Origin of the sequence: Hahella sp. CR1 (assembly GCF_029813005.1) — a bacterium.
In the GTDB taxonomy this organism is placed as follows: Bacteria; Pseudomonadota; Gammaproteobacteria; order Pseudomonadales; family Oleiphilaceae; genus Hahella.
On record NZ_JAPELK010000008.1, the window covers coordinates 213,687 to 235,160 of the forward strand.

Genomic DNA, 21,474 nt, shown 5'->3' on the forward strand with positions numbered 1-21,474 from the left:
TTACACCCTTGCCGCCCCCGCCAATTTTTCGCTGACTCTGTCCACCAGATAAACAATGCTGTGATAGTGCACCCCCGAATGCAGCGATAATCCGATTTCGCAGCTACGGCTATTGGAGAAACCTTCTCCGCATCCCTTTTCCTGTATTTGCGCTTTCAGCGGCGCCAAGGCTGACGCGTTCAATTCTGGGTGACTGAAACCCCTGTCGCCGGCGAAACCGCAGCAGGTGATATGTTCCGGCGTCACCACTTCATGACAGCAGCGTTTAGCGATCGCCAGGAGTTTGTCGCCAATCCCCATTTTTTGCGCGCTGCAAGTGATATGAATGGCGACAGGCGCATCTTCTTTTTGAATGCTCAGGCGATCGAGCACGTAGTCGTGAATAAACTCGACAGAATCGTAAATCTTTAACTTCTTCCCGGCATCGGTTTGTTCAATCGCTTCCTTTAATTTCTGTGTGCATGGGCTGGCGTCGCAAAAGACGGGGAGCTGTCCGTTGTCGCTGGAAGTCAGCAGCGCTTGCGCCAGCTCTTCGGCCTTTTGCTGCGCGCTGTCGGGGAAGCCTTTGCTGGCGAAGGGCAAACCACAACAAAGTTGATCGATATTGGACGGGAAGCGAACCTGAAAGCCTGCCTTTTCCAGCAAGCGCAAACAGGCTTCCGTGAGCGAGTGGGTTTCCGCATCGCCCCGGGCGGGTCCCATGGTGCGGGACGCGCAACTGCTGAAATACACCACGTCCGCCGTCTTTTCATCTGTCCGACATGAACGGGCGGCGGTGGGAAGATAAGGATGCCAGAGCGGCGTCCGTTCTTTGCTTAGCTTGCGGGCGGCGTGGCTTAGCGTGGTCATCGCCCCTGAACCCAAAACCCGGTGCATGGCGTCGGCGCCGCCGAGGCCTAAGCGTGTGGCTTTGGTCAGTGTGGAAAAGTGTTCGGCGGCCCATTGGGCTTTACCGGCTTGCGCAGCGTTTTTCTGTTTGCGATGCAGACGAGTGAGGTCGCCGGTATTAATGCTCACCGGGCAACTGAGCGCGCATAGACCGCACGCGGCGCAAGTGTCGTCGCCGGCGTAGTCATAAGCGTCCATTAATGTCCGTAATTGTTCGGCGTCCTCTCCGCTTGCCTGCAGGCGGGCGATTTCCCGGGAGGCGACGATGCGCTGGCGCGGCGTTAGGGTTAGTTCGCGAGAGGGGCAGGCGGGCTCGCAAAAGCCGCATTCGATACATTTATCCACCAGCGGGTCCGCTGCGGGGAGCGGCTTGAGATGACGCAAGTGCGCCTCTGGGTCGTCGTTGATGATGACGCCTGGGTTCAGAATGCCTTTGGGGTCGAACAGGTCTTTGATGCGACGCATGACGGCGTAGGCTTCCGCCCCCCATTCCAGCTCAACAAACGGCGCCATATTACGGCCTGTGCCATGCTCCGCTTTCAGGGAGCCGCCGAAGCGCACCGCCACCAATTGCGCTACGGCGTCCATCAGTCCGCGATAACGCTCAATGGCGAGATCGGAGGAAAACTCCTGGGAAAACACAAAGTGCAGGTTCCCTTCCAGTGCGTGGCCAAAAATCAGCGCGTCAGGATAATCATACTCGTTGAACAGGCGCTGCAACTCCAGGACGCCTTCCGCCAGGTGCTCAATCGGGAAGGCAATGTCTTCGATGATAACCGTCGTGCCAACGTCCCGGGCGGCGCCCAATGCGGGAAACAACCCTTTGCGCAGGTTCCATAACTGCGCGCAATGATGGGAGTCTTTGCTGAATGGAACCTGGTTAAGCAATGAAAACTCATTGAGCAGTTGCTGGATCTGTTCGATCTGGTCGTCCAGCATCAGGGCGTCAGCGGCGCGGGTTTCAATCAACAGCGCCGCCACGCCGGGGGGCAGATCGCTCACAAACTCCGGCGTGCCGGGCTTGCTTTGTACGGAGGTGAGGCCGCGTCGATCAATCAGCTCCACGGCCGCTACGGGGGATGTCTTCAACTTCGACACCGCCTGACATGCGACATGGATGTCTGGAAAAAACACCAGGGCAGTGGCTTTGTCAGGATGATCCGCCACGGTGTTATAAGTAATGGAGGAGATGAATCCCAGCGTCCCTTCGGAACCGATTAGCAAGTGCGCCAGAATATCCACCGGGTCGGTAAAGTCCAGAAGCGCATTGATGCCGTAGCCGGTAGTATTTTTCAGGCGATACTTGTGTCGAATTTTCGCCGCCAGCTCCGGATTGGCGAGAATCTCCGCACGCAGACTCGATATGCCTTGCAGCAGTGTTGCGTGCGTCTGTGCAAACGCCTTGCGGGAGTTCTCATCGACAGTATCCAGGACCGTTCCGTCCGCCATTACCGCACGGATATGCGCCAGAGTATGGTAGCTGTTCTGTTGCGTTCCGCAGCACATGCCGCTGGCGTTGTTCGCTGCGATGCCGCCGATTTTCGCCGCATTGATGGACGCAGGGTCCGGGCCGATTTTGCGTTGAAAGGGCGCCAGGTAGCGATTGGCGTGAGCGCCGATCACGCCCGGCTGCAGGCGAATACGGGCTCCATTCTGCTCGATTTGATGCTCTCGCCATCCCTGCAGCTGCACCAGCACCGAGTCTGTCACCGCCTGACCGGACAAGCTGGTGCCCGCCGCCCTGAAGGTCAGCGCGATGCGGTGAGCGTCGGCCTGTTGTAACAAGCGGATGACCTCGTCTTCGTTTTCCACCCGCAACACCAGTTGCGGAATCAACCGATAAAAGCTGGCGTCCGTTCCATAGGCGAGACGACGCAGGGGATCGTCAATCACTCTGGCGGCGGGAATGAACTGGCGCACCGCCTGAGAGAAGCGGGTGAAGGGCTCAGACACGGACGCTTTCCTCCGTAACTATCAGAACGACGATCAGGCGTTTGGGCCCATGGGCGCCGTAAGCCAGCGTCTGCTGAATATCTGCGGTTTTGGAAGGGCCGGAGATGAGCAGCAGGTTTGTCGGCAAAGCGGATTCGATTTGGGTTTGATGAAGCGCTTCGGGTAAGTCCGCATACAAGTCTTTGGCATGGATAATCAGGCTGTGCGTGGGGGGAACCAAAGACAGAGCGCGGGGCTCATGGGGCCCGGTTTTCACCATCAAGCTTCCCGTCTCGGCGATTCCCGCTATGGCGGCGCCAAAGCCTCCCTGGATGTGGTTGAACAGCGCGTCTTTACAGCTCTCGATGCTGTTCTCGTAGGCTTGTAACTGTAGTTCGGGAAACTCATGCGCTGCAGATTTTAGGCTTTCTCCATGGGGCGTGTTCGGGGCGTAAATCACGCTATGGACGCCTGTTTCCCGCCACAGAGATAAAAGGCGCTGTGTCCAATCCTCTTGTGTCGCCGTGATCACTTCAGCGTGCGCCGCATGCAGGTTTTCGGTAAACAGCTGCACTTTCTCCGCCATACTGAGCGACGTCGATGTGGCGGTGGAAGCCGTTTCCTGCGGAGGCTGGGAAGGTTTCGACTGCCGATAAGTGCGTAAACGGTTGAGGATGGCTTCGCGACTACTCATGCCGACCGTGCTCCTGTGATGACGCGTTTGATTGAGAGCGCTGCGCCGCCAGTTCATGTAACGAGCGCGCGGCGGGTTTGGGAGCGCTGCGATAGCGGGTCCAGGGACCGATGTGTTTGGGCGTCAGCGCACGCAGTCGGGTAGCAAGCAGTAGCGCCAGTTTGTACAGTCCAGGTTTGCGCGACAACAGCGCCCATAACTTCCAGGTAACCGCTTCCGAGCGTTTGCGTAATGAACCCTGGCCTCTTGGGGCGGGTACGGGCGTTGGCTCGTTGTTGTTGTTGGACTCATAACGCAGGCGACGAATCAGATCCGCTAATGGAATCTTGACCGGGCAGGCTTCGCCACAGGCGCCGTTGAGTGAGCAGGCCTTGGTGATGGCGCCTGCCGTGTGCAGACCCCAAATCTGCGGCGACACCACCTGGCCAATGGGGCCGGGATAAGTGGTTCCATATGCATGGCCGCCAATGCGCGTGTATACCGGGCAGTGATTCATACAGGCGCCGCAGCGAATGCAGCGCAGAGTTTCTTGCAGTTGCTTATCCGCATAGATACGCGAACGTCCGTTATCCAGCAGTACAACATGCACTTCCTGTGGACCGTCTTTTTCATCCGGCTTGCGCGGGCCGCTGATCATATTGAAATAAGTAGTGATGGCCTGTCCGGTTGCTGAACGGGTAAGCAGGCGCAGCAAGGGAGGAATATCCCGTAGCGACTCAACCACTTTTTCAATGCCGCAGAGCGCGATATGCACAGGCGGAATAGTGGTGGTCATGCGACCATTGCCTTCATTTTCCACCAGACAGAGCGTGCCGGTCTCCGCCACGGCGAAGTTCACGCCGGAAAGTCCCACCTCCGCCTCGAAAAACTTCTGTCTCAATACGTCGCGGCCAATGCCGATCAGGCGGTCGACGTCTTCGCTATATTCCACGCCATCTATCTTCTGATTGAACAGGCGGGCGATTTGCTGCTTGTTCTTGTGAATAGCGGGCATGATGATGTGCGAGGGCGTCTCGTCCGCCAGTTGGACAATGTATTCGCCCATGTCGGTTTCCAGGCACTCGACGCCATGATCGGCCAGAAAATGATTGAGTCCAATCTCCTCCGACGCCATGGACTTTCCTTTCACCATTCGGGTGGCGTCATGCTTGTGCATGATCTCCAAAATGATGGCGTTGGCCTCCTGTGAAGTCTCCGCCCAGTGCACCTGTATGCCGTTTTCCGTACAGCGTTGCTCGAACTGTTCCAGTAGCTCAGGCAGCTGGCTCAGGCAACGATTGCGGATGGCTTCGCCTTGGCTGCGTAAGGCTTCCAGGTCCTCTTTGTCGGGAAACATGGCGGCGCGTTTGCCCATCAGGAAGTCCATGGCGCCGCGGAAGTTGGCGCGCAGTTCCTGGTCCTGCAGGGCGTCGTCGACGCGTTTGTCGAACTCAAGGTTGACCGTGGCGGGCTCGAAACGGCTCATTGCGTACGCTCCCATATAAAGGAAGCGATATGTTGCGCCGGGAGCTTATCTTTGCGCTTTTCCAGAGCGCCGCTGATATTCATCAGACAGCCGCAGTCGCCAGAAACCAGATCATTGGCGCCGGTGGCGAGCAGGTTGTCGCACTTATCCTGCACCATCGCATTGGAAATGTCCGGCGCTTTCACTGCGAACGTGCCGCCAAATCCGCAACATTCGGAGGCGCGCTCCTGTTGTACGATGGCTACGTTGCTCATCTGGCGCAGCAGGGAGATGGCGTCTTGCGCTGTCTTCGTACCGCGCTGGGCGCTGCAGGAATTATGGAGGGCCACAGTGGCGGCAGGTCCATGATCCACAAGGCGAATTTTACAGACATGCACCAGAAACTCGGTGAGCTCATAGGTGCGCGCAGCCAAATCCAGCGCCTGTTTATGCAGGGGCGTATTGGCGAACAGGTCCGGATAGTGATGGCGGAACATATCCGCGCAAGAAGCAGAAGGGACTACAACAGGCAGTTCTTCTCCCAGACAGGCGATTTGCGCCGCCGCCACCTTGCGCGCCTCATTGTCGTACCCTGAGTTATAGGCGGGCTGGCCGCAGCAGGATTGCTGTTGCGGATAGACCACCTTGACGCCTTCGCGCTCCAGCAATTGAATGCCCGCCATACCCGCTTCGGGGTAGAACAGATCAATGAGGCAGGTGCCGAAAAAATACACCTGCTCGGGTTTTTCCGGATAGGCTCGTTGCATGTCTGATCTCTGCGTTGTCTTCCCCTGAGCTAAATCTAACGGTCAGTCTTGGCTGCCGTGGATTTTGTGCGAGGAATTGTGGTTTTAATGATTGGTAATACCAATTTACCAAAAGTGCTGGAGCTAAAATAACGCGGTGTTCCCGCTGGTGTCAATTAGCGGCAATAAACCTCGTGCATGGCTAATAAATGTACTGGTTAGTGGGGTGTTAATACTTTGGTCTAAGCAATAATGCGTTTGCAGGACAGTTGTGTTAGCCTGCGCGTCGTTTGGATTGGTCATACCAGTTTGTTGGTCATGCCGTCAGCGGCGAATCCGCCGCAGTTTCCAAAGAAACACCAGGATTATAGGCGGCGCGCGGGGCGCCGGGGCTATTGGAAAGTGGCCGCATACGCCTCCCGTGCTAAGCTTACTTGCGTACATCGCTGCGCGCATGCTCGGCCTTTCAAGCGCCTGCGGCTAAATGTCCTGACATCCGCCCGCGAGGAACTTGATTCCACAGACTGCGGGGTAGGGAGCGTCGGAAAGTGAAACGTTTAGCGTCTGTCTGGAGCCATAACACCGTCTCGGTGACATTTTAATGCCTGTAATGAAGCCCCTCAAACAACCCAAGTTGTCGGATGTGATCGTCGATAGCCTGGAGCAAATGATATTGGAAGGCAGCCTGAAACCAGGTCAGCGGTTGCCTCCCGAGCGGGCGTTGGCGGTGCAGTTTGAAGTATCCAGGCCCTCTGTGCGAGAGGCTATCCAGAAACTGGAGGCCAAAGGGCTGGTGGTGAGGCGTCAGGGCGGGGGCAATTTTGTGTCCCAGGAACTGGGCGCCAGTTACACCGAACCGTTGTTCGCCCTGATCGGGCAGCATCCGGAAGCGCAGTATGACCTGTTGGAGTTCCGTCACGCGCTGGAAGGCGTGGCCGCTTACTACGCCGCGATTCGCGGCACGGGGGCGGATCGCAAAATTATTGAAAAACGCTACAATGACTGGCTGAACTATCACGAACAACGCGTATCTGATTTAGAGGCGAAAGCGGATGCGGAGTTTCATCTGTCCATCGCGGAAGCCGCTCATAACGTCGTGCTGCTTCATACTATGCGCGCATTGTTCACCTTGTTGAAACAGAATATTGTTAGCAACCTACATTACCTCTACGAAGAAGAGGCGATGCGGCTGAAAATAAAAGAGCAACACTTTCGCCTGAAAGAAGCCGTACTGGCGAGAGATCCGAACGCCGCCCGAGCCGCGGCTCACGAGCATCTCGCATATGTGGAAGAAATCGTATTGGAAAAAGGCAAGGCCGATTCCAGAAACATGCGCTCCCTGCGGCGCCTGCAAAATCTGGATGAATAAAAAAATCCTGCCGCGCGACTACTTTTTAAAAGATCCTGATGTGGGTCGATGGGGACTCCGGAACATTTTTTTATGGTGCGTGGGCGCTCACGAGGCGTCGGCGCGTCCGGTAACACAATTACAATCAATCTAGCTCTACAGGAGTAACCTCTATGCATGATGATGCCGATCCTATTGAAACCCAGGAGTGGTTGGATTCGATGGAATCCGTCCTGGATACTGAAGGCGTCGAGCGTGCAACCTACCTGCTGACACGGTTGGCGGAGCGGGCGACGCGCGACGGGACGCAACTGCCTTATTCCATTACGACACCCTATCGCAACACTATTCCGCATACTAAAGAAGCGCGTATGCCTGGCGACCTGTTCATGGAGCGCCGCATTCGTTCATTGGTGCGCTGGAACGCCCTGGCGATGGTGTTGCGTGCGAACAAGAAGCCTGGCGAGTTGGGCGGACATTTGTCCTCGTTCTCCTCCATCGCCACTCTATATGATGTGGGCTTCAACTATTTCTTCCACGCTGGCGACGACAAGCGTGAAGGCGATCTGGTTTACTTCCAGGGCCACACTTCCCCTGGCGTATACGCGCGTTCTTTCCTGGAAGGCCGCTTCTCTGAAGAGCAGATGGACAACTACCGCAGCGAAGTTGACGGTAACGGTCTGTCCTCTTATCCGCATCCCTGGCTGATGCCTGATTACTGGCAGTTCCCAACTGTATCCATGGGCCTGGGGCCGCTTCAGGCGATCTACCAGGCGCATGTCATGAAATATCTGCACAGCCGTGAGCTGACCAATATGGAAGGCCGCAAAGTGTGGTGTTTCGTTGGCGACGGCGAGTGCGACGAGCCTGAAACTCTGGGCGCCATCGGTTTGGCCGGCCGTGAAAAGCTGGACAACCTTATCTTCGTCATCAACTGTAACCTGCAGCGTCTGGACGGACCGGTGCGCGGCAACGGCAAGATCATCCAGGAACTGGAAGGCATCTTCCGCGGGGCGGGTTGGAACGTATTGAAAGTCGTTTGGGGACGCCTGTGGGATCCTCTGTTCGAAAAAGACGACCACGGCCTTATGCAGAAGCGTATGGACGAAGCGGTCGACGGCGAAATGCAGAACTTCAAATCCAACGGCGGCGCTTACACCCGTAAGCACTTCTTTGGTAAGTACCCAGAGCTGCAGAAAATGGTTGAGAACATGTCCGACGAGGACATTTACAAGCTCAACCGCGGCGGTCACGACCCCTATAAAGTGTACGCAGCCTATCACAATGCGGTGAATCACAAAGGTCAGCCGACGGTTATTCTGGCGCACACCGTTAAAGGTTATGGTTTCGGCGAGCAGGGCGAAGCCCAGAACACCACGCACCAGTTGAAGAAGCTGGATATGGAGACGGTCAAGAAATTCCGTGATCGCTTCGGCGTGCCGATCTCCGACGATGAGATCGAGAACCTGCCTTACTACCGTCCGGCGCCGGATTCTCCTGAAGCGCTGTACATGAAGAAAATGCGTGAGAGCCTGGGCGGCTTCCTGCCCAAGCGCCGCAAAGACAGCCAGCCGCTGCAGATCCCAGGTCTGGATGCATTCGACGCTGTACTGAAAGGCAGCGACGGTCGCGAAATCTCCTCCACCATGGCGTTCGTACGTGTACTTAACGCACTGGTTAAAGACAAGCAGATCGGCGGTCGCGTTGTTCCGATCGTTCCTGACGAAGCCCGTACCTTCGGTATGGAAGGCATGTTCCGTCAGTTGGGTATTTATACTTCCGAAGGTCAGAAGTATGTGCCGAACGACCGTAACCAGATCATGTACTACAAGGAAGACAAGCAAGGTCAGATCCTTGAGGAAGGCATCAACGAGGCGGGCGCCATGTCCGCGTGGATTGCTGCGGCGACGTCCTACAGCACCAACGATTACCCGTTGATCCCGTTCTACATTTACTACTCCATGTTCGGCTTCCAGCGCGTTGGCGATCTGGCCTGGGCTGCTGGCGACATGCGCGCGCGCGGCTTCCTGCTGGGTGGCACCGCTGGCCGCACCACGCTGAACGGCGAAGGTTTGCAGCACCAAGATGGCCATAGCCACATTATTTCGGCGACCATCCCGAACTGTGTTTCCTATGATCCGACTTACGGCTATGAAGTAGCGGTTATCGTTCGCGACGGTCTGCGTCGTATGTATGGCGAAAACGAAAACGTCTACTACTACCTGACGCTGATGAACGAGAACTACGAGCATCCCGCCATGCCAGAAGGCGCCGAAGAAGGCATTCTGAAAGGGATGTACCTGTTCGAAGAAGGCGCGAAAGACGGCAAGGCGCGTGTTCAGCTGCTGGGTTGCGGCGCTATCTTCAACGAAGTGCGCGAAGCGGCGAAACTGCTGAAAGACGACTTCAGCATCGACAGCGATATCTGGTCCGTCACCAGCTTCACTGAGCTGGCTCGCGAAGGCCATCACGTACGTCGCTGGAACATGTTGCATCCGGAAGAACCACGTCGCGAGAGCTACGTGAAGCAGTGTCTGAAAGATCGCGAAGGTCCTGTTATCGCGTCTACCGATTACATGCGTCTGTTCGCCGATCAGGTGCGTCAGTTCATTCCGCAGCAGACAGTTCACGTACTGGGCACGGACGGATTTGGCCGCAGCGACACTCGCGAGAAGCTGAGACAGCACTTCGAGGTCGACCGTTACTACGTAGCTGTCGCAGCGCTGGATTGTCTGGCTCGGGAAGACAAGATCGAACGTTCAGTGGTGACTGAAGCGATCCGCAAGTACGGCATCGATCCTAACAAACCGAACCCAATCTACGCCTGATAGAAGGAGACTGACGTGAGTAATATCGAAGTCAAAGTTCCTGACATCGGCGGAGCGTCCGATGTTGAGGTTATTGAAGTCTGCGTGAAACCTGGCGATGAGGTGAACGCGGAAGACTCTCTGATTGTTCTGGAGTCTGATAAGGCCACTATGGATATCCCTTCTCCTCAGGCGGGTAAAATCGCTGAGTTGAAAATCAAGGTAGGGGATAAAGTATCCGAAGGCGACCTGATTTTATTGATGGCGGGCGAAGGCGCTGCGGAAGCGTCTGAACCTGCGCCGGCGCAGGAAGAGAAGCCAGCCCCGGCCCCAGCGCAAGAGCCGGAACCCGCTGCGCCTGCAGCGGCTCCCGCGGCCTCAGGCGGCGTACAGACGATTCCTGTACCGGATATCGGCGGCGCTGAAGGCGTAACGGTTATCGAAATTTCCGTCAAGGAAGGCGATACCGTTAAGGTTGACGATCCTATTCTGGTGCTGGAATCAGATAAGGCGACGATGGAAGTGCCATCCCCTGTCGCTGGCGTTATCAAGAAGTTGCTGATCAAAGCCAACGATTCCGTCAACGAAGGCGACGCCATGGCGGAAATCGAAGTAGAGGGCGCCGCACCTGCGGCGGCTCCTGCTGAGCAAGCTCCCGCGCCGTCCAAAGCGTCCGCGGAGCCTGCTAAAGCGGCTCCAGCTTCAGCGCCTGTTAGTGCGCCGGCGCAGCAAGAGTCCGCTCCTGCGACGTCCGGCAAAGTGCACGCTGGCCCTGCTGTGCGTCGTTTGGCGCGTGAGTTCGGCGTTGACTTGGCGATGGTCAAAGGCACGGGGCCGAAAGGTCGTATCCTGAAGCAGGACCTGCAAACCTTCGTCAAGAACGGAATGCAGCAGCTCAAGGCTGGCGCTGCCGGCGGCGCAGTCAGCTCTGGCGCGGGCTTGCCGACGGTGAAACTGCCTGACTTCTCGCAATTCGGACAGATTGATCGTCTGCCGATGAGCAAGATCCATCAGGTGACCGCCGATAATATGGCGCGCAATTGGTTGGTGGTTCCTCATGTCACGCAGTTTGACGATGCGGACATCACCGATTTGGAAGACTTCCGCAAAGCGCAGAAGACGGCTGGAGAGAAGAAAGGCGTCAAGCTGACTCCGCTGCCCTTCCTGCTGAAGGCGTGCGCCTATGCGCTGGAAACTTATCCGCAGTTCAACGTGTCGTTGGATATGGATAAGAAAGAAGTTATTCAGAAGCATTACATCAACATCGGCGTGGCGGTGGACACCCCAGCAGGCCTGGTGGTGCCGGTTATCCGCGACGTCAACAAGAAGAGTCTGTGGGAACTGGCGCAAGAGTGTGCGGAAATGGCGGCCAAGGCCAAAGATCGTAAGCTCAAGCCGAACGAAATGCAGGGCGGGTGCTTCACTATCTCCAGCCTGGGCAGCTTGGGCGGCACTGCGTTCACGCCTATCGTGAATACGCCTGAAGTGGCGATTCTGGGCGTGTCCAAAGCGCAGATGAAGCCTGTGTATGAGAACGGCGGATTCGTGCCCCGTTTGATGCTGCCGCTGAGCTTGTCCTATGACCACCGCGCCATTAACGGCGCTGACGCTGCGCGTTTCACCTCTTTGCTGGGTGAATTGCTGGGCGATATCCGTAAGTTGCTGCTGTAGTTCTTATAGCGCCAATAACGTGAAAAAGGCCGGGATATCCCGGCCTTTTTGCGTTCTTGCGTCGCCTTTCCAGCGCGGACCTCTTCTCTTTAGCCTTCATTGAGCAATCCATCACAGCTTTAATGTCTGCGCGGAATTTCGCTTGTTCTGGCCAAACGGCTTTGCTAGTTTTTTCTGATCGTCGGCTGCGCGCGGTGATCTCAAGGCGGAGAAGCGCGGGCGCATCCTTAGGCGTTATCGAACAAGAAGTATAAAATTGCGTCACCTTGCATTGTTATCGACGAGGCGAGGGTGACAAGGTCGTTTCTCGGGGACAAGACATGGTCAGACGAATCTTCACGCTCATCACCACCGCAATCGCTGTCGTACTGCTTTCTACTCAGGCGGCGTTCGCCGTCACTATGACGGAAGTGGCGGAGGCCATTAAGAAGAACGACATGGATAAAGCGTTCGATGGCCTGCAGGTGTTGGCGAATCAAAAACATCCTGACGCTCAATTCCTGCTGGCGATGATGTATGAGAAAGGTCGCGGCACGGAAGTGAATCAGGAAAAGGCGGCGGAATGGTATAAAGCCGCGGCGGAACAGGGCCACCCTTCAGCACAGAATAATCTGGCGCAGCTCTATAATCAGGGGCGCGGCGTGCCTCAAGATTATAAAGAGGCGGTAAAGTGGTTCTCCAAAGCCGCTGACGCTGGCAACGCCACTGCGCAATACAATCTCGCGCTGCGTTACGCCAAAGGCGAGGGAGTAGAGAAAAATTTGGGCAAGGCGTTTGAGCTTTACCGCAACTCCGCCGAACAGAACAATGTATTCGGCCAGTTTAATCTGGCGTACTCCTACGCCACTGGCGAAGGTACTGATAAAAACATGGTGGAAGCGCTGCGCTGGGCCATGTTGAGCGCTGAGAAGAAGTTTCCTCGTGCCATTCAATTCGTCTCTTTCCTGGGCTCAAAAATGTCACAGGAAGAAATCTCCAAAGCGGAAAAGCTCGCCAACGAATGGCGTAAAGACAAAGGAATTGGCGCTCAATAAAGGTCAGCTTCCGTCGTAAGCACTGGCTTTGTGGGCGCTTGCGGCATTGTCCGCGTCGCTGTGCTGTAAGGGATTGGCGTACCACAATCTTGGATTATTCAGCGGCGTATCGGCAGGTAGTAACGGATTCTCCAGGTCGATGACCGTACGTTCCTGCAAGCTGGCGCGCTCAATCGCCTGCAAATAAAACTCATTGAACAGGCGGGTGAACTCGCCGTTCGCCATCATTTTCTCCAGCCCGTCTTTGATCGCCCGGTACAGACTGGGATTACTGCGGCTGACAAAGTAATACACCGCCGCAGGATAGCGGATCAATAAGTGCGGCTCTGCGCGCAAACTGGAGTAAGTTTCCAATTCCGGCCAGATCTCGATCAGCGCTCGGGAGAAGGCGTCAACCCGCTCCATTTCGATCATTTTAAACATGGAGTGATAGTTGGCGTTGCTCTCGACCTGCAAACCGTTGTGCTGAAAAATGTCCAGATCCGGCCAATCATGGCCTTGCACGAAGGTGACTGTCCGTAACTCCTCTAGTGAATGGATGCGGGAAAACTTCTTGATATTGTTGGGATGGACAATACAAAGTCGCCAACCGATCAGGCCTTTATAAATCGGGATGCGTATGGGGGAGAGTTCTGTTTCCCGCTCTTTGCTGGTCATGGCCCAGAGAACGTGAATGCCCTGATTGTTACGGATCAGGTTGATGGCGCGGCCCTGCAGAATAATATCCTGGCTGGATTTTAGTTTGATGTCTGCGCCGCTGGTTTGAAGCGCCATCTCCAGAAGTCGAACAGGGTATTCATTGCGTTCATCGAACTGGGTATGGGAACGTGCGTAAATGGCGACCTCCTGCGCCGACGACCAGTTCGGCGTCAGCATCCAGAGTAGAACGCCAAACAAGACCACCCTTTGTGCCATCACTCCGCAGACCTCGCAATGAAACCGCCTTACCTACACAAAAAGTGTAGTTAATACTGAGTCTTTGTCGTTAATTAGAGGCGCCCTGCAACGCTAATGTGATTTCCTGATTCTAGTTGGCGTATTACACTTCTCACATTGGTCGCTGCGGACAATGGCGCAGGAGCGCCCACTCACCGATGTAACAGGGTGTATGAGCCATCTGGCCGCATTACGGGGTTGGTCATACGGCCGTGCTACGGTAGAGCCTGGAGCGATGTTCAAGGTGCGAACGCAAATCGTGAAGCCATTAATCGTTGCTATGATCATGCTTTTATTCGCTACGCACAGGGCATGGGGGCAGGGTACGATGGAGCTGTCTTTGCGCTACGGCGAAACCCTTCGCTACGAAGGCATGGAGTTTGAGGTCGCCTATATTATCGATACGTTGAGAGCGGATAAGCGCGTCTCGGAGTATTTGATTGGGCTGCATATCATCCACAATGCAGAACGCGAACTCATTGAGCTTTCATCGGAAGAGCCCACCTATTGGCGCGAGTATGTGCTGCGATACAGCTATGCCGACCGTGAGCACGTCAGAGTTCACATCATGTCTGAAATGTCTCGATAGTCCGGCGCATTGATTATTGCGTTGCACGGAGAAAACAGGTTATGAAAAATCAGTGTCAAAGCTGCGGTATGCCGATGAAGCAGGACCCCAAAGGCGGTGGAACGGAAGCCGATGGCCGCCGTAGCGAGAAATACTGTAGCTATTGTTTCGTCGATGGAGCCTTCACCCAGCCCAGCTTTTCCGCACAGGATATGCAGGCATTCTGCATTGAGAAAATGAAAGAGATGGGGTATCCCAGAATCATCGGTTGGCTGTTTACGCGCGGGATTCCCAAGTTAGAGCGTTGGTCAAAGTAGTCGGATAGACAGGATAAGTAAGAGGGCGGCGATAGCGCCAGCAGGATGTGGTGAGCAGAGCGGCTCAGTCAAAGTAGAGGGAAGCGAAAGCGCTATCCCTCGTTCTTGGAGAAGTAATGCAAATTAGTCACGGTGTTGTCCACCGCCAGGCGTCGCACTTCCTCCATTTGTTTGGAGTAAAGAGGAGAGCCTTGTTTGAGTTCTCCATCATTCAGGCGTAATTCATTTTTCAGACGGCGTTTGCGTTTTTGTAATTGCGCCATTTCTTCCGGCGGCAACCCCAGCTTATCGTCAAAAGCTTCATAGGCCCGAATGGTCTCATAGGCGCGCTTATATTCCTTTTGACTTTCCAGTAACGCAGAGAGTTCGTTGACCGGGAAAATCACGCGGCGCCAGTGATCCGCCAACGGGTTTTCAAAATGCAAATCAATAATGTCGTTGATGGCGTCCTGATAGAAAGCCAGCGCGATGCTGGGCTGGCGCTTGCTGAAATGAGCCGCCTCTGTAATTTTGTAGGCGATCTCATTATCACGCTGGATGATCGGGTCGATCAGGCTCCAGTCCAGCCCATCCGGGCGCACCTCTATCAGGGCGGTTTTCAACTGGCCTTTCTTGGCGGGCAGAAAGGACAAACCAGGACGGTTGATGATCTTGGCGCGTGCCTTTCCGCCGGCCTGCAGGTATTTGGCGATCAGCGTATTGCAGATCTGTCCCAGGCGCGTCCCGGTATCCAGGCGCGCTTCCAGCACATCGGAGCCTGCGCTGGCTTCCAGCGCGCGTTTAAATATGACGGCTTGTCCTTTACGCCAATCAGCGTCAGGGTTATCGATGACGACTGACAGCGTCAGCTTTTCTTCGACCCGAAAAGGGTCCACCGCCGTTGGCGGCGTACGGGTTGTATTCATTGCGGCGATCCTGCGAATTGTTCCGAATTGTTATTATTTTGTCAGTAAATGTTGGACCGCAGATCATACAATGAACTTATTTAAATTCGAATCATTTTTAACGAGCGGCGCTCAATTCTGTGAACGCCGCCAGCCCTCGCCATCAGGGGCTGTGCGGGTTGGCGGCGACTTCGCTGCGGGCGCGCAAAAACTTGCGGATTTTATCGACAGAGCCTTGCAGAATGAGATTGCCCGACAGCACCAGGATCAGTCCTGCGATATTCCACCCATCCCATTCGTATCCTTCATAAATAGACGACAGGCTCAAGGCGACTACCGGGAATAACACCGTCGCGTAGGCGGCGTTGTTGGCGCCGATGCGTGACACCAGCATCAGGTAAGCGGTGAATCCTACAATGCTTCCAGGGATAGCCAGATAGAGCAGACTGTAGAGGTACGCTGGCCGCTCATCCCAAACGATGGGGGTATCGGAAACGCAGATAAGCGTCAAAAGAATCGCGGCGCCGTACAGCATGGCGAAGGCGTTGCTGGTCAGAGGCGTCAGACCCTGACGGCTGTGCCGCACGCTGATCATATTGCCCAGAGAGAAGAAGTAAGCGCCCACTGCCGCCAGCCCCAAGCCGGTCAGCGCCTCAGTAGACAGCGTATTGACGCCCAGTTCGCGCCAGAACAGCAAAGTCAGTCCCAGTACGCCGACGGCGCCGGCCACATAAACCCGTCCGGCGGGCTTTTCTTTCCATATCATCCAGCTATTGAATGCGTTGTAGAGGGTGGCGGCGGAAAAGACAACTGAAATGACGCCGCTCGCCACATACTGAGCGGCGTTGTAAAAGCAGATGAAGTTCAGGGAAAACAGGCAGGCGCCCTGAAGCAGAAAAAACAGGTGGTCCACCGTCCGCGTAGACTGTAGGCGGCGGCATAGCAGCAGGATTGGCAATAACAGGCTCCCCGCCAACGCAAAGCGGAAGAACACTGACGTCAAAACCGGCGTTGAACCCAGTTGCAAATGGATGGCGATCCAGGTGGTTCCCCAAATGAGGACGGTGGTCAGATAGAGCAGGGCGTTCATAGATGCTTCCCATCATGCATGACATTGATGCGTGAAAGGTTAATAAGCCCGAGAGATTGCGTCTTTTCTGAAATTGCTCTTTTTGCATAATCTTGCGCATTTCTGACTGTCGCTGGCTTGCCAGTCAATCATCGACCGGTTAATTTCTGAGTTAACCCCATTTGTTGTCATGTTATGCGTAAATCCTTCACCAATAGCGTTGATCTCACCTTGAGTCGTTCGTCCGCAACACGACTGGATTATTTGCGCCTGAATGAGGATCTGGCGCTGGCGCGTTGGGCGAACCGGCAGGACCGGGTGCGCTATCAGATGGTGGGACACCACACCTTGAGTATCTATTTGCGTGGCGGGACGGAAACCTGCCGTATCGATGCGCCCGAACGTTACGGTGGCCCAGGTAAAATCTGCCTGATGCCGGCGGAGCACGACTCTACATGGCAAGTCAGCGGTCCCCTGGAGTTCGCGCATCTCTATTTTTCTGAGGCCAGCTTCAAGCAGATGGCGTTGAGCTTATGGGATATGGACCCTCGTCGCGTAGAACTGCCGGACCTGGCTTATGCGGACGATCCGGAGCTGGCGAGACTGGGGCATATCGCGGCTCTGCAACCGGAAGGATTGATGGGCGCGGACAATCTGGCGCTGCAGCAAATCAGTTATGAGATGATGGCGCACGTGCTGCGTCGTTATGCGGTTTTTCGCAAACCTGAAGCGGCTTACAAAGGCGGACTTGCGCCAGCGACCAAAAGAAAAGTGCTGGAGTATATGCAGGCGCATTTTGGCGAAGATCTGTCTCTGGAGCGCCTCGCGTTGGTGGCGGGGCTCAGTCCTTTCCACTTCGCCAGGATGTTCAAAGTCACCATGGCGGAGGCGCCGCATCAGTACCTGCGCCGGCTGCGCATTAACGCGGCGAGAGAGCTTCTTGCGCAAGGCGTGGATCTGTCGGAAGCGGCTTTAATATGCGGATTCGCCAATCAAAGCCACTTTACACGGGCGTTCAAGCAAATGGCGGGCGTTACGCCGGGGAGCTATCGTCGCCAGACGAGGCTCCCTTGAGTCACGGCTTATGCGAAAGACTTGATATAGTCGCGCACAGACTGTGGTTTGCGCCCCAGGATGCGTTCGATATCGCCGGATACTGCCGCATATTCGTTCTGTTTGGTGGCGGCGAAAATGCCCAGCAACGCCTCCACCATGAATGGCGGTAAGCCAACTGACTGCAGTATTTCACCAAATCCCGCTGGCTCCGCCTCAATAACCGTTACCTGCGCGCCCCGAGCTTCGCCCAGGATGTCTGCGACGTCATACAGACTCAACGCCTCAGGACCAGTCAGCTCGTAAGTGCGGCCTTCGTGTCCTGACTCCAGCAACACAGCGGCGATGGCGTCGGCGATATCTTCATGAGTAATAAACGCCACTTTGCCGGCTGCGCCAGGCTGCGCCAATTGGTTGGTTTCTTTCGAGTGCGCCAGACCTGAGCTCAGGTTGGCGATATATTGGTTGTTGCGCAGGATGCTGTACTGCAACCCGGATTTCTTCAGGTACTGTTCTGTGTCCTCATGAATGCGAGCGAAAGTGAACGGACTTTCTGCGGTTGGGTTGACGAAGCTGGTGTAAACCACGCGTTTGACTCCCACTTTCCTGGCGGCGTCGATAGCGTTGCGGTGTTGGCGAATGCGCACATCTACAGGGGCGTCGCCGGAGATGATCAGCACGGTGTCGGCGCCGGTGAAAGCGGTTAGCAAGGTCTCTGGCTGGTCGAAGTCCGCTTTGACTATTTCATTGCCCGGCGCAGCCAGCGCGGCGATTTTTTCAGGAGCGCGTGCGGAGAAGGTCAATTGATCTGCGTCGCCTGCGCGCGCTATCAACGCTTTTGCGACCAGTGAGCCCAAGCGTCCGCTGGCGCCAGTGATAACGATTTTGCGGGTAGAAGGAATCGATGTGTTCATAGTCTGCTCCTCATATAGTCTTGTTACTAAGCGAAAGCCGGTATGGCTAAAAGATGGACACACTATAATTTTCTTTATGCGCCCAATAAATGCAGTAAAATGACCTTCTTTGTTGCTTGAATTGAACAAATAAAGTTTCCGTTCACATACCGGGGAGACGCTGAAGATGGATAGACTGACGGCTATGCAAGTGTTCGCCGAGGTCGCCGCCCGCAAAAGTTTTACTGCGGCGGCGGATAATCTGGACATGTCGCGGGCGATGACCACCCGTTATGTGAATGAACTCGAAAGCTGGCTGGGCGCGCGCCTGCTAAACCGCTCGACCCGGCGCATCTCTTTGACTGAGGCGGGAGAAGCCTGCCTGTTGCGCTGCCGGCAGATCCTGGACCTGACCGATGACGTGGAAGCCGTCGCGGGTAAACGGGAGACCGAGCCCTATGGGCTGATTCGAATCACGACAAGTGTGGCCTTCGGACAAGTGCATTTGGCGCCGGTGGTGGCGGAATATCTCAAGCGTTACCCGAAAACCCGTGTGGACATGCAACTGCTTGATCGTAGCGTTAATCTGATAGAAGAGCGTATTGATCTGGCCATACGCACCACGAACGACCTCGACCCCAACCTGATCGCCCGCAAACTGACGGACTGCCGTTCTGTCATCTGCGCTTCCCCGCAATATCTCAAAGAGCGGGGCGCGCCCAAAACGCCAAGAGAGTTAACGGAGCATAACTGTCTGACATACTCGCACTTTGGCAAAAGTCAGTGGCGCTTTACCCATAAGAAGACCGGCGCTGTCGACGCTGCTGAAGTGACAGGTAACCTTAGCGCCAACGAAGTACTGGCGTTGACCAACGCCTGTGCTGCGGGCGCGGGGATCGCCATGTTACCAACTTATATGGTGACGGATTATGTAAAGCGTGGAGAGTTAACTGCGCTACTAACCGATTGGGAGGCGCTGCGATTGGGCATGTTCGGCGTCTATCAGTCCCGCAAGCACATGCCCGCAACCTTGCGCACGCTGCTGGACTTTTTGGTGGAGCGCTTTGGCGATACGCCGCCCTGGAACGATGACATATTGGGCTAGCGGTAGCGTCGCCAGGACTTCAGAGAGCAACTGATGTCTCTGCGAAAGCTATGGCGGCCAATACCCGGAAGTTTATCCAATACGGCCTGTAAGGCTTCGTCAGAGAGTTCATTCTTCTTCTGCTCGACTTTCTCCATAAGCAGGTCGCGTGCGAAATGGCCGCCACTGGCGTTGGTGGCGCCGAGCTTGAGGCGCTCCTCCTCAGAAACCGGGCGATACTTGATCAGAGTGTCGAGCTCGCCGCAATCCACGTTTTTATCCGCCTCACACTTTTCGGGCGCGTTGAGCAGCCAGTCGCGAACGGCGCCGCAGCTTTCCCGATAATCCTTCTGGCATTGCGACTCCAGAGCCAGCTCATCGCAATAGAAGCCACTGTGTTGCAAGCAGCTCCAGTCTTTGTCGGAGACATTGGCGCGCAGGGGGAGTGAACGCCCGAGATCTCGAACACCCACGACAGGGGGACGCCAATCGATAACAAAACGCGCGTTATCGCAACGGTCAGTCGTACAAACTTTCTGTAAGGCGCAGACTTTCCAGAGATAAACCTCTTCGCAGGGCTTGCCGAATCGCAGCTTACAGACGCGGGTGTCCTGTTCGGAAAAACAGTCGCCATTAACGTCATCGCAAAGGATATCCTCAGTTTTGACTGACTCAGACACATTAACGACAGGGTTTGAGCTGGGCGCATTGGTTTGCTCTGGCTCTGAAGGGAGATTTTTAAAACGCGCTTTGGCCTCATCGGACAGCAGCCTGACGCCGTCAATGGCGGATGTGGGAGTAATAACCTGCGCGTCGCTTTCAGCAGGAGCGGCGTCGGAATAGTGCACAGTGCCTTTGGCGTCGGTCCATTTGTAGATTTCAGCCCTGCTGTTTATTGAAAGCGTGAATAAGACGACGGGAATCAGCATCATCAAAACATGCGTCATTGATGAATGGGGGGAGGTCTGCTGGCGTCTTGAGAATCCCATCGCAGTTTGAAGTGAACAGCGCATATAAACAGTCCTGTGCGACACTGACTCAGCAATTTTGCGGCTGACTACTAACGACTATTAAGTTACGGAATTATAAGCACATCTTTGAAGATAAAATAATAGCAAATGTCACGTTTTGTTTGGTCATAAATATCCGCTATATGCGGGCTCTGCGCTGTGAAAACATAGTCTAACCCGTGCTTGAAGGTAATCGGTATATTCTCTAAATTGGAGATTCAATTACTAAGGAGCCTATGAAAAACTACCTGCGGCCGCCAACGTTTTTCAGAGGCTCCCTAATAAACAGACCCCGTCCAAGACATGGGGTCGTCGGACTTTCCTTCACCGCCTGAGCAGTCTCAAACCAGACACGATAGTTGGATTGAGAAGAGGTTTGCGTCAACGGACCTAACGCGTCAGCTTGATGTCCATCATAAAAACTGACGCCCTCTTGCGCTATAAAGAGCCCGGTATTGCCAAGGCTCTTTGAAAATAAAGTACGTTGCGGAAAGAGCGATGACGCAAATCAGGAATCAAGGGAAACACGGAGAAGGATATGAGATACATCGCGACAATCGCCCTGGCGCTATTACCCACACTGACCCCCGCCTATGCTTTGCCCACATTTAATGTCGCTCCTGCTATTACGGAGATTCATCACGATGGATTAGCTGGCGATCATTTGTTGTCAACGGATGAGTGGCGATATACGCCTTTTGCCGGAGATATAGCGCCACGCAACCTGATTCGGGCCATTGCGACTTCTGCTTCATCTAGGGCGGGACTCACAAGTTCGAACTTCTCATACTCCAAGCGTGCTGATACGCGGGAGTTGTACTATGCATCTGGCGTTAACAACGATGCGGACCGGTATGAAAGGTTGATAGTAATCCCTGAGCCAGCCACTAATACGCTTCTGCATACTGCGTTGCTTGTTATGTTGGGAATAAGGGGGCGCAGATTCATTCTCAATGAGAAGACGGTCACGCTATTCGCTGCTTTTTGTCGCCATAACCCGTCTTTTGGGGGGGACGGATTTGCAGTATAAAGTGACAAAATATCACCTGAAAACAATGCGTTGAATGTCCCTCGGCGATACATTATAGTGCTTGAA

The 21,474-nt window shown here is 55.1% G+C and carries 18 protein-coding genes; 9 read left to right on the top strand and 9 right to left on the bottom strand.

What is annotated here, in order from left to right:
- From ONV78_RS19935 to ONV78_RS19950, 4 genes are read right to left on the bottom strand one after another with little or no spacing between them, the layout of a single operon-like run.
- Complete coding sequence (locus ONV78_RS19935; RefSeq protein ID WP_279505792.1) at positions 1 to 2,841, bottom strand: FAD-linked oxidase C-terminal domain-containing protein; 2,841 nt, start codon at positions 2,839 to 2,841, stop codon at positions 1 to 3.
- Positions 2,834 to 3,514 (bottom strand): lactate utilization protein, encoded by a 681-nt coding sequence (locus ONV78_RS19940; RefSeq protein ID WP_279505793.1) that lies wholly within the window; start codon positions 3,512 to 3,514, stop codon positions 2,834 to 2,836. The genes ONV78_RS19935 and ONV78_RS19940 overlap by 8 nt, the downstream gene beginning before the upstream one ends.
- Entirely contained in the window at positions 3,507 to 4,979 is a 1,473-nt protein-coding gene (locus tag ONV78_RS19945; protein ID WP_279505795.1) for a LutB/LldF family L-lactate oxidation iron-sulfur protein, read from the bottom strand. Before ONV78_RS19945 ends, ONV78_RS19940 begins: the two co-directional genes overlap by 8 nt.
- Positions 4,976 to 5,725, bottom strand: a complete 750-nt coding sequence (locus ONV78_RS19950; RefSeq protein WP_279505797.1) for a (Fe-S)-binding protein — start codon at positions 5,723 to 5,725, stop codon at positions 4,976 to 4,978. Before ONV78_RS19950 ends, ONV78_RS19945 begins: the two co-directional genes overlap by 4 nt.
- Before the next feature lie 580 nt (positions 5,726 to 6,305).
- On the opposite strand from ONV78_RS19950, the gene pdhR reads away from it, so the two are divergent.
- From pdhR to ONV78_RS19970, 4 genes are all read left to right on the top strand, one after another.
- Complete coding sequence (gene pdhR, locus ONV78_RS19955; RefSeq protein WP_011395212.1) at positions 6,306 to 7,073, top strand: pyruvate dehydrogenase complex transcriptional repressor PdhR; 768 nt, start codon at positions 6,306 to 6,308, stop codon at positions 7,071 to 7,073.
- Positions 7,074 to 7,225: 152 nt separating this feature from the next.
- Positions 7,226 to 9,880, top strand: coding sequence for a pyruvate dehydrogenase (acetyl-transferring), homodimeric type (gene aceE, locus ONV78_RS19960; RefSeq protein WP_216736938.1), 2,655 nt, complete (start codon positions 7,226 to 7,228; stop codon positions 9,878 to 9,880).
- A 15-nt stretch (positions 9,881 to 9,895) separates the two neighbouring features.
- Complete coding sequence (gene aceF, locus ONV78_RS19965) at positions 9,896 to 11,530, top strand: dihydrolipoyllysine-residue acetyltransferase (protein ID WP_279505799.1); 1,635 nt, start codon at positions 9,896 to 9,898, stop codon at positions 11,528 to 11,530.
- Between the two features lie 320 nt (positions 11,531 to 11,850).
- Positions 11,851 to 12,564 (top strand): tetratricopeptide repeat protein, encoded by a 714-nt coding sequence (locus tag ONV78_RS19970; RefSeq protein ID WP_279505802.1) that lies wholly within the window; start codon positions 11,851 to 11,853, stop codon positions 12,562 to 12,564.
- A gap of 3 nt (positions 12,565 to 12,567) precedes the next feature.
- Here ONV78_RS19970 and ONV78_RS19975 read toward each other — a convergent pair whose 3' ends face one another.
- Entirely contained in the window at positions 12,568 to 13,482 is a 915-nt protein-coding gene (locus ONV78_RS19975) for a hypothetical protein (protein ID WP_347815424.1), read from the bottom strand.
- 190 nt (positions 13,483 to 13,672) lie between these two features.
- Here ONV78_RS19975 and ONV78_RS19980 point away from each other — a divergent pair, with 190 nt between their 5' ends.
- Both ONV78_RS19980 and ONV78_RS19985 read left to right on the top strand, forming a co-directional pair.
- Positions 13,673 to 14,089 (top strand): hypothetical protein, encoded by a 417-nt coding sequence (locus ONV78_RS19980; protein ID WP_279505804.1) that lies wholly within the window; start codon positions 13,673 to 13,675, stop codon positions 14,087 to 14,089.
- Between the two features lie 41 nt (positions 14,090 to 14,130).
- Positions 14,131 to 14,385: a zinc ribbon domain-containing protein gene (locus ONV78_RS19985; protein WP_279505806.1), complete on the top strand. Its 255-nt coding sequence runs from the start codon at positions 14,131 to 14,133 to the stop codon at positions 14,383 to 14,385.
- Between the two features lie 92 nt (positions 14,386 to 14,477).
- On the opposite strand, the gene ONV78_RS19990 is transcribed toward ONV78_RS19985, so the two are convergent.
- The gene (locus tag ONV78_RS19990) at positions 14,478 to 15,290 is read right to left on the bottom strand and encodes a hypothetical protein (protein ID WP_279505808.1); all 813 of its coding nucleotides are present in this window, start codon (positions 15,288 to 15,290) and stop codon (positions 14,478 to 14,480) included.
- Between the two features lie 142 nt (positions 15,291 to 15,432).
- Entirely contained in the window at positions 15,433 to 16,359 is a 927-nt protein-coding gene (locus ONV78_RS19995; protein ID WP_279505810.1) for a DMT family transporter, read from the bottom strand.
- 174 nt (positions 16,360 to 16,533) lie between these two features.
- Here ONV78_RS19995 and ONV78_RS20000 point away from each other — a divergent pair, with 174 nt between their 5' ends.
- The gene (locus tag ONV78_RS20000; RefSeq protein WP_279505811.1) at positions 16,534 to 17,412 is read left to right on the top strand and encodes an AraC family transcriptional regulator; all 879 of its coding nucleotides are present in this window, start codon (positions 16,534 to 16,536) and stop codon (positions 17,410 to 17,412) included.
- Positions 17,413 to 17,420: 8 nt separating this feature from the next.
- Here the strand turns inward: ONV78_RS20000 and ONV78_RS20005 are convergent, their stop codons facing one another.
- Positions 17,421 to 18,305 (bottom strand): SDR family oxidoreductase, encoded by an 885-nt coding sequence (locus tag ONV78_RS20005; protein ID WP_279505813.1) that lies wholly within the window; start codon positions 18,303 to 18,305, stop codon positions 17,421 to 17,423.
- A 166-nt stretch (positions 18,306 to 18,471) separates the two neighbouring features.
- Here ONV78_RS20005 and ONV78_RS20010 point away from each other — a divergent pair, with 166 nt between their 5' ends.
- Complete coding sequence (locus ONV78_RS20010) at positions 18,472 to 19,389, top strand: LysR family transcriptional regulator (RefSeq protein ID WP_279505814.1); 918 nt, start codon at positions 18,472 to 18,474, stop codon at positions 19,387 to 19,389.
- Here the strand turns inward: ONV78_RS20010 and ONV78_RS20015 are convergent.
- Positions 19,386 to 20,381, bottom strand: coding sequence for a DUF4124 domain-containing protein (locus tag ONV78_RS20015; protein WP_279505817.1), 996 nt, complete (start codon positions 20,379 to 20,381; stop codon positions 19,386 to 19,388). The two genes, ONV78_RS20010 and ONV78_RS20015, sit on opposite strands and share 4 nt — an antisense overlap.
- 535 nt (positions 20,382 to 20,916) lie before the next feature.
- On the opposite strand from ONV78_RS20015, the gene ONV78_RS20020 reads away from it, so the two are divergent.
- Positions 20,917 to 21,408 carry a hypothetical protein gene (locus tag ONV78_RS20020; protein ID WP_279505820.1) on the top strand — a complete coding sequence of 164 codons (492 nt, stop codon included), beginning with the start codon at positions 20,917 to 20,919 and terminating at the stop codon, positions 21,406 to 21,408.
- Positions 21,409 to 21,474 lie beyond the last annotated feature (66 nt).

Excerpts from the sequence above, each read along its gene's own strand:
- ONV78_RS20000 (WP_279505811.1), top strand. The coding sequence starts at position 16,534 with ATGCGTAAATCCTTCACCAATAGCGTTGATCTCACCTTGAGTCGTTCG.
- ONV78_RS19990 (WP_279505808.1), bottom strand. The coding sequence starts at position 15,290 with ATGAATACAACCCGTACGCCGCCAACGGCGGTGGACCCTTTTCGGGTC.
- aceE (WP_216736938.1), top strand. The coding sequence starts at position 7,226 with ATGCATGATGATGCCGATCCTATTGAAACCCAGGAGTGGTTGGATTCG.
- ONV78_RS20010 (WP_279505814.1), top strand. The coding sequence starts at position 18,472 with ATGGATAGACTGACGGCTATGCAAGTGTTCGCCGAGGTCGCCGCCCGC.
- ONV78_RS20020 (WP_279505820.1), top strand. The coding sequence starts at position 20,917 with ATGAGATACATCGCGACAATCGCCCTGGCGCTATTACCCACACTGACC.
- ONV78_RS19970 (WP_279505802.1), top strand. The coding sequence starts at position 11,851 with ATGGTCAGACGAATCTTCACGCTCATCACCACCGCAATCGCTGTCGTA.
- ONV78_RS19940 (WP_279505793.1), bottom strand. The coding sequence starts at position 3,514 with ATGAGTAGTCGCGAAGCCATCCTCAACCGTTTACGCACTTATCGGCAG.
- ONV78_RS19995 (WP_279505810.1), bottom strand. The coding sequence starts at position 16,359 with ATGAACGCCCTGCTCTATCTGACCACCGTCCTCATTTGGGGAACCACC.
- ONV78_RS19985 (WP_279505806.1), top strand. The coding sequence starts at position 14,131 with ATGAAAAATCAGTGTCAAAGCTGCGGTATGCCGATGAAGCAGGACCCC.
- pdhR (WP_011395212.1), top strand. The coding sequence starts at position 6,306 with ATGCCTGTAATGAAGCCCCTCAAACAACCCAAGTTGTCGGATGTGATC.
- ONV78_RS20015 (WP_279505817.1), bottom strand. The coding sequence starts at position 20,381 with ATGCGCTGTTCACTTCAAACTGCGATGGGATTCTCAAGACGCCAGCAG.
- ONV78_RS19950 (WP_279505797.1), bottom strand. The coding sequence starts at position 5,725 with ATGCAACGAGCCTATCCGGAAAAACCCGAGCAGGTGTATTTTTTCGGC.
- ONV78_RS19980 (WP_279505804.1), top strand. The coding sequence starts at position 13,673 with ATGAGCCATCTGGCCGCATTACGGGGTTGGTCATACGGCCGTGCTACG.
- ONV78_RS19945 (WP_279505795.1), bottom strand. The coding sequence starts at position 4,979 with ATGAGCCGTTTCGAGCCCGCCACGGTCAACCTTGAGTTCGACAAACGC.
- ONV78_RS20005 (WP_279505813.1), bottom strand. The coding sequence starts at position 18,305 with ATGAACACATCGATTCCTTCTACCCGCAAAATCGTTATCACTGGCGCC.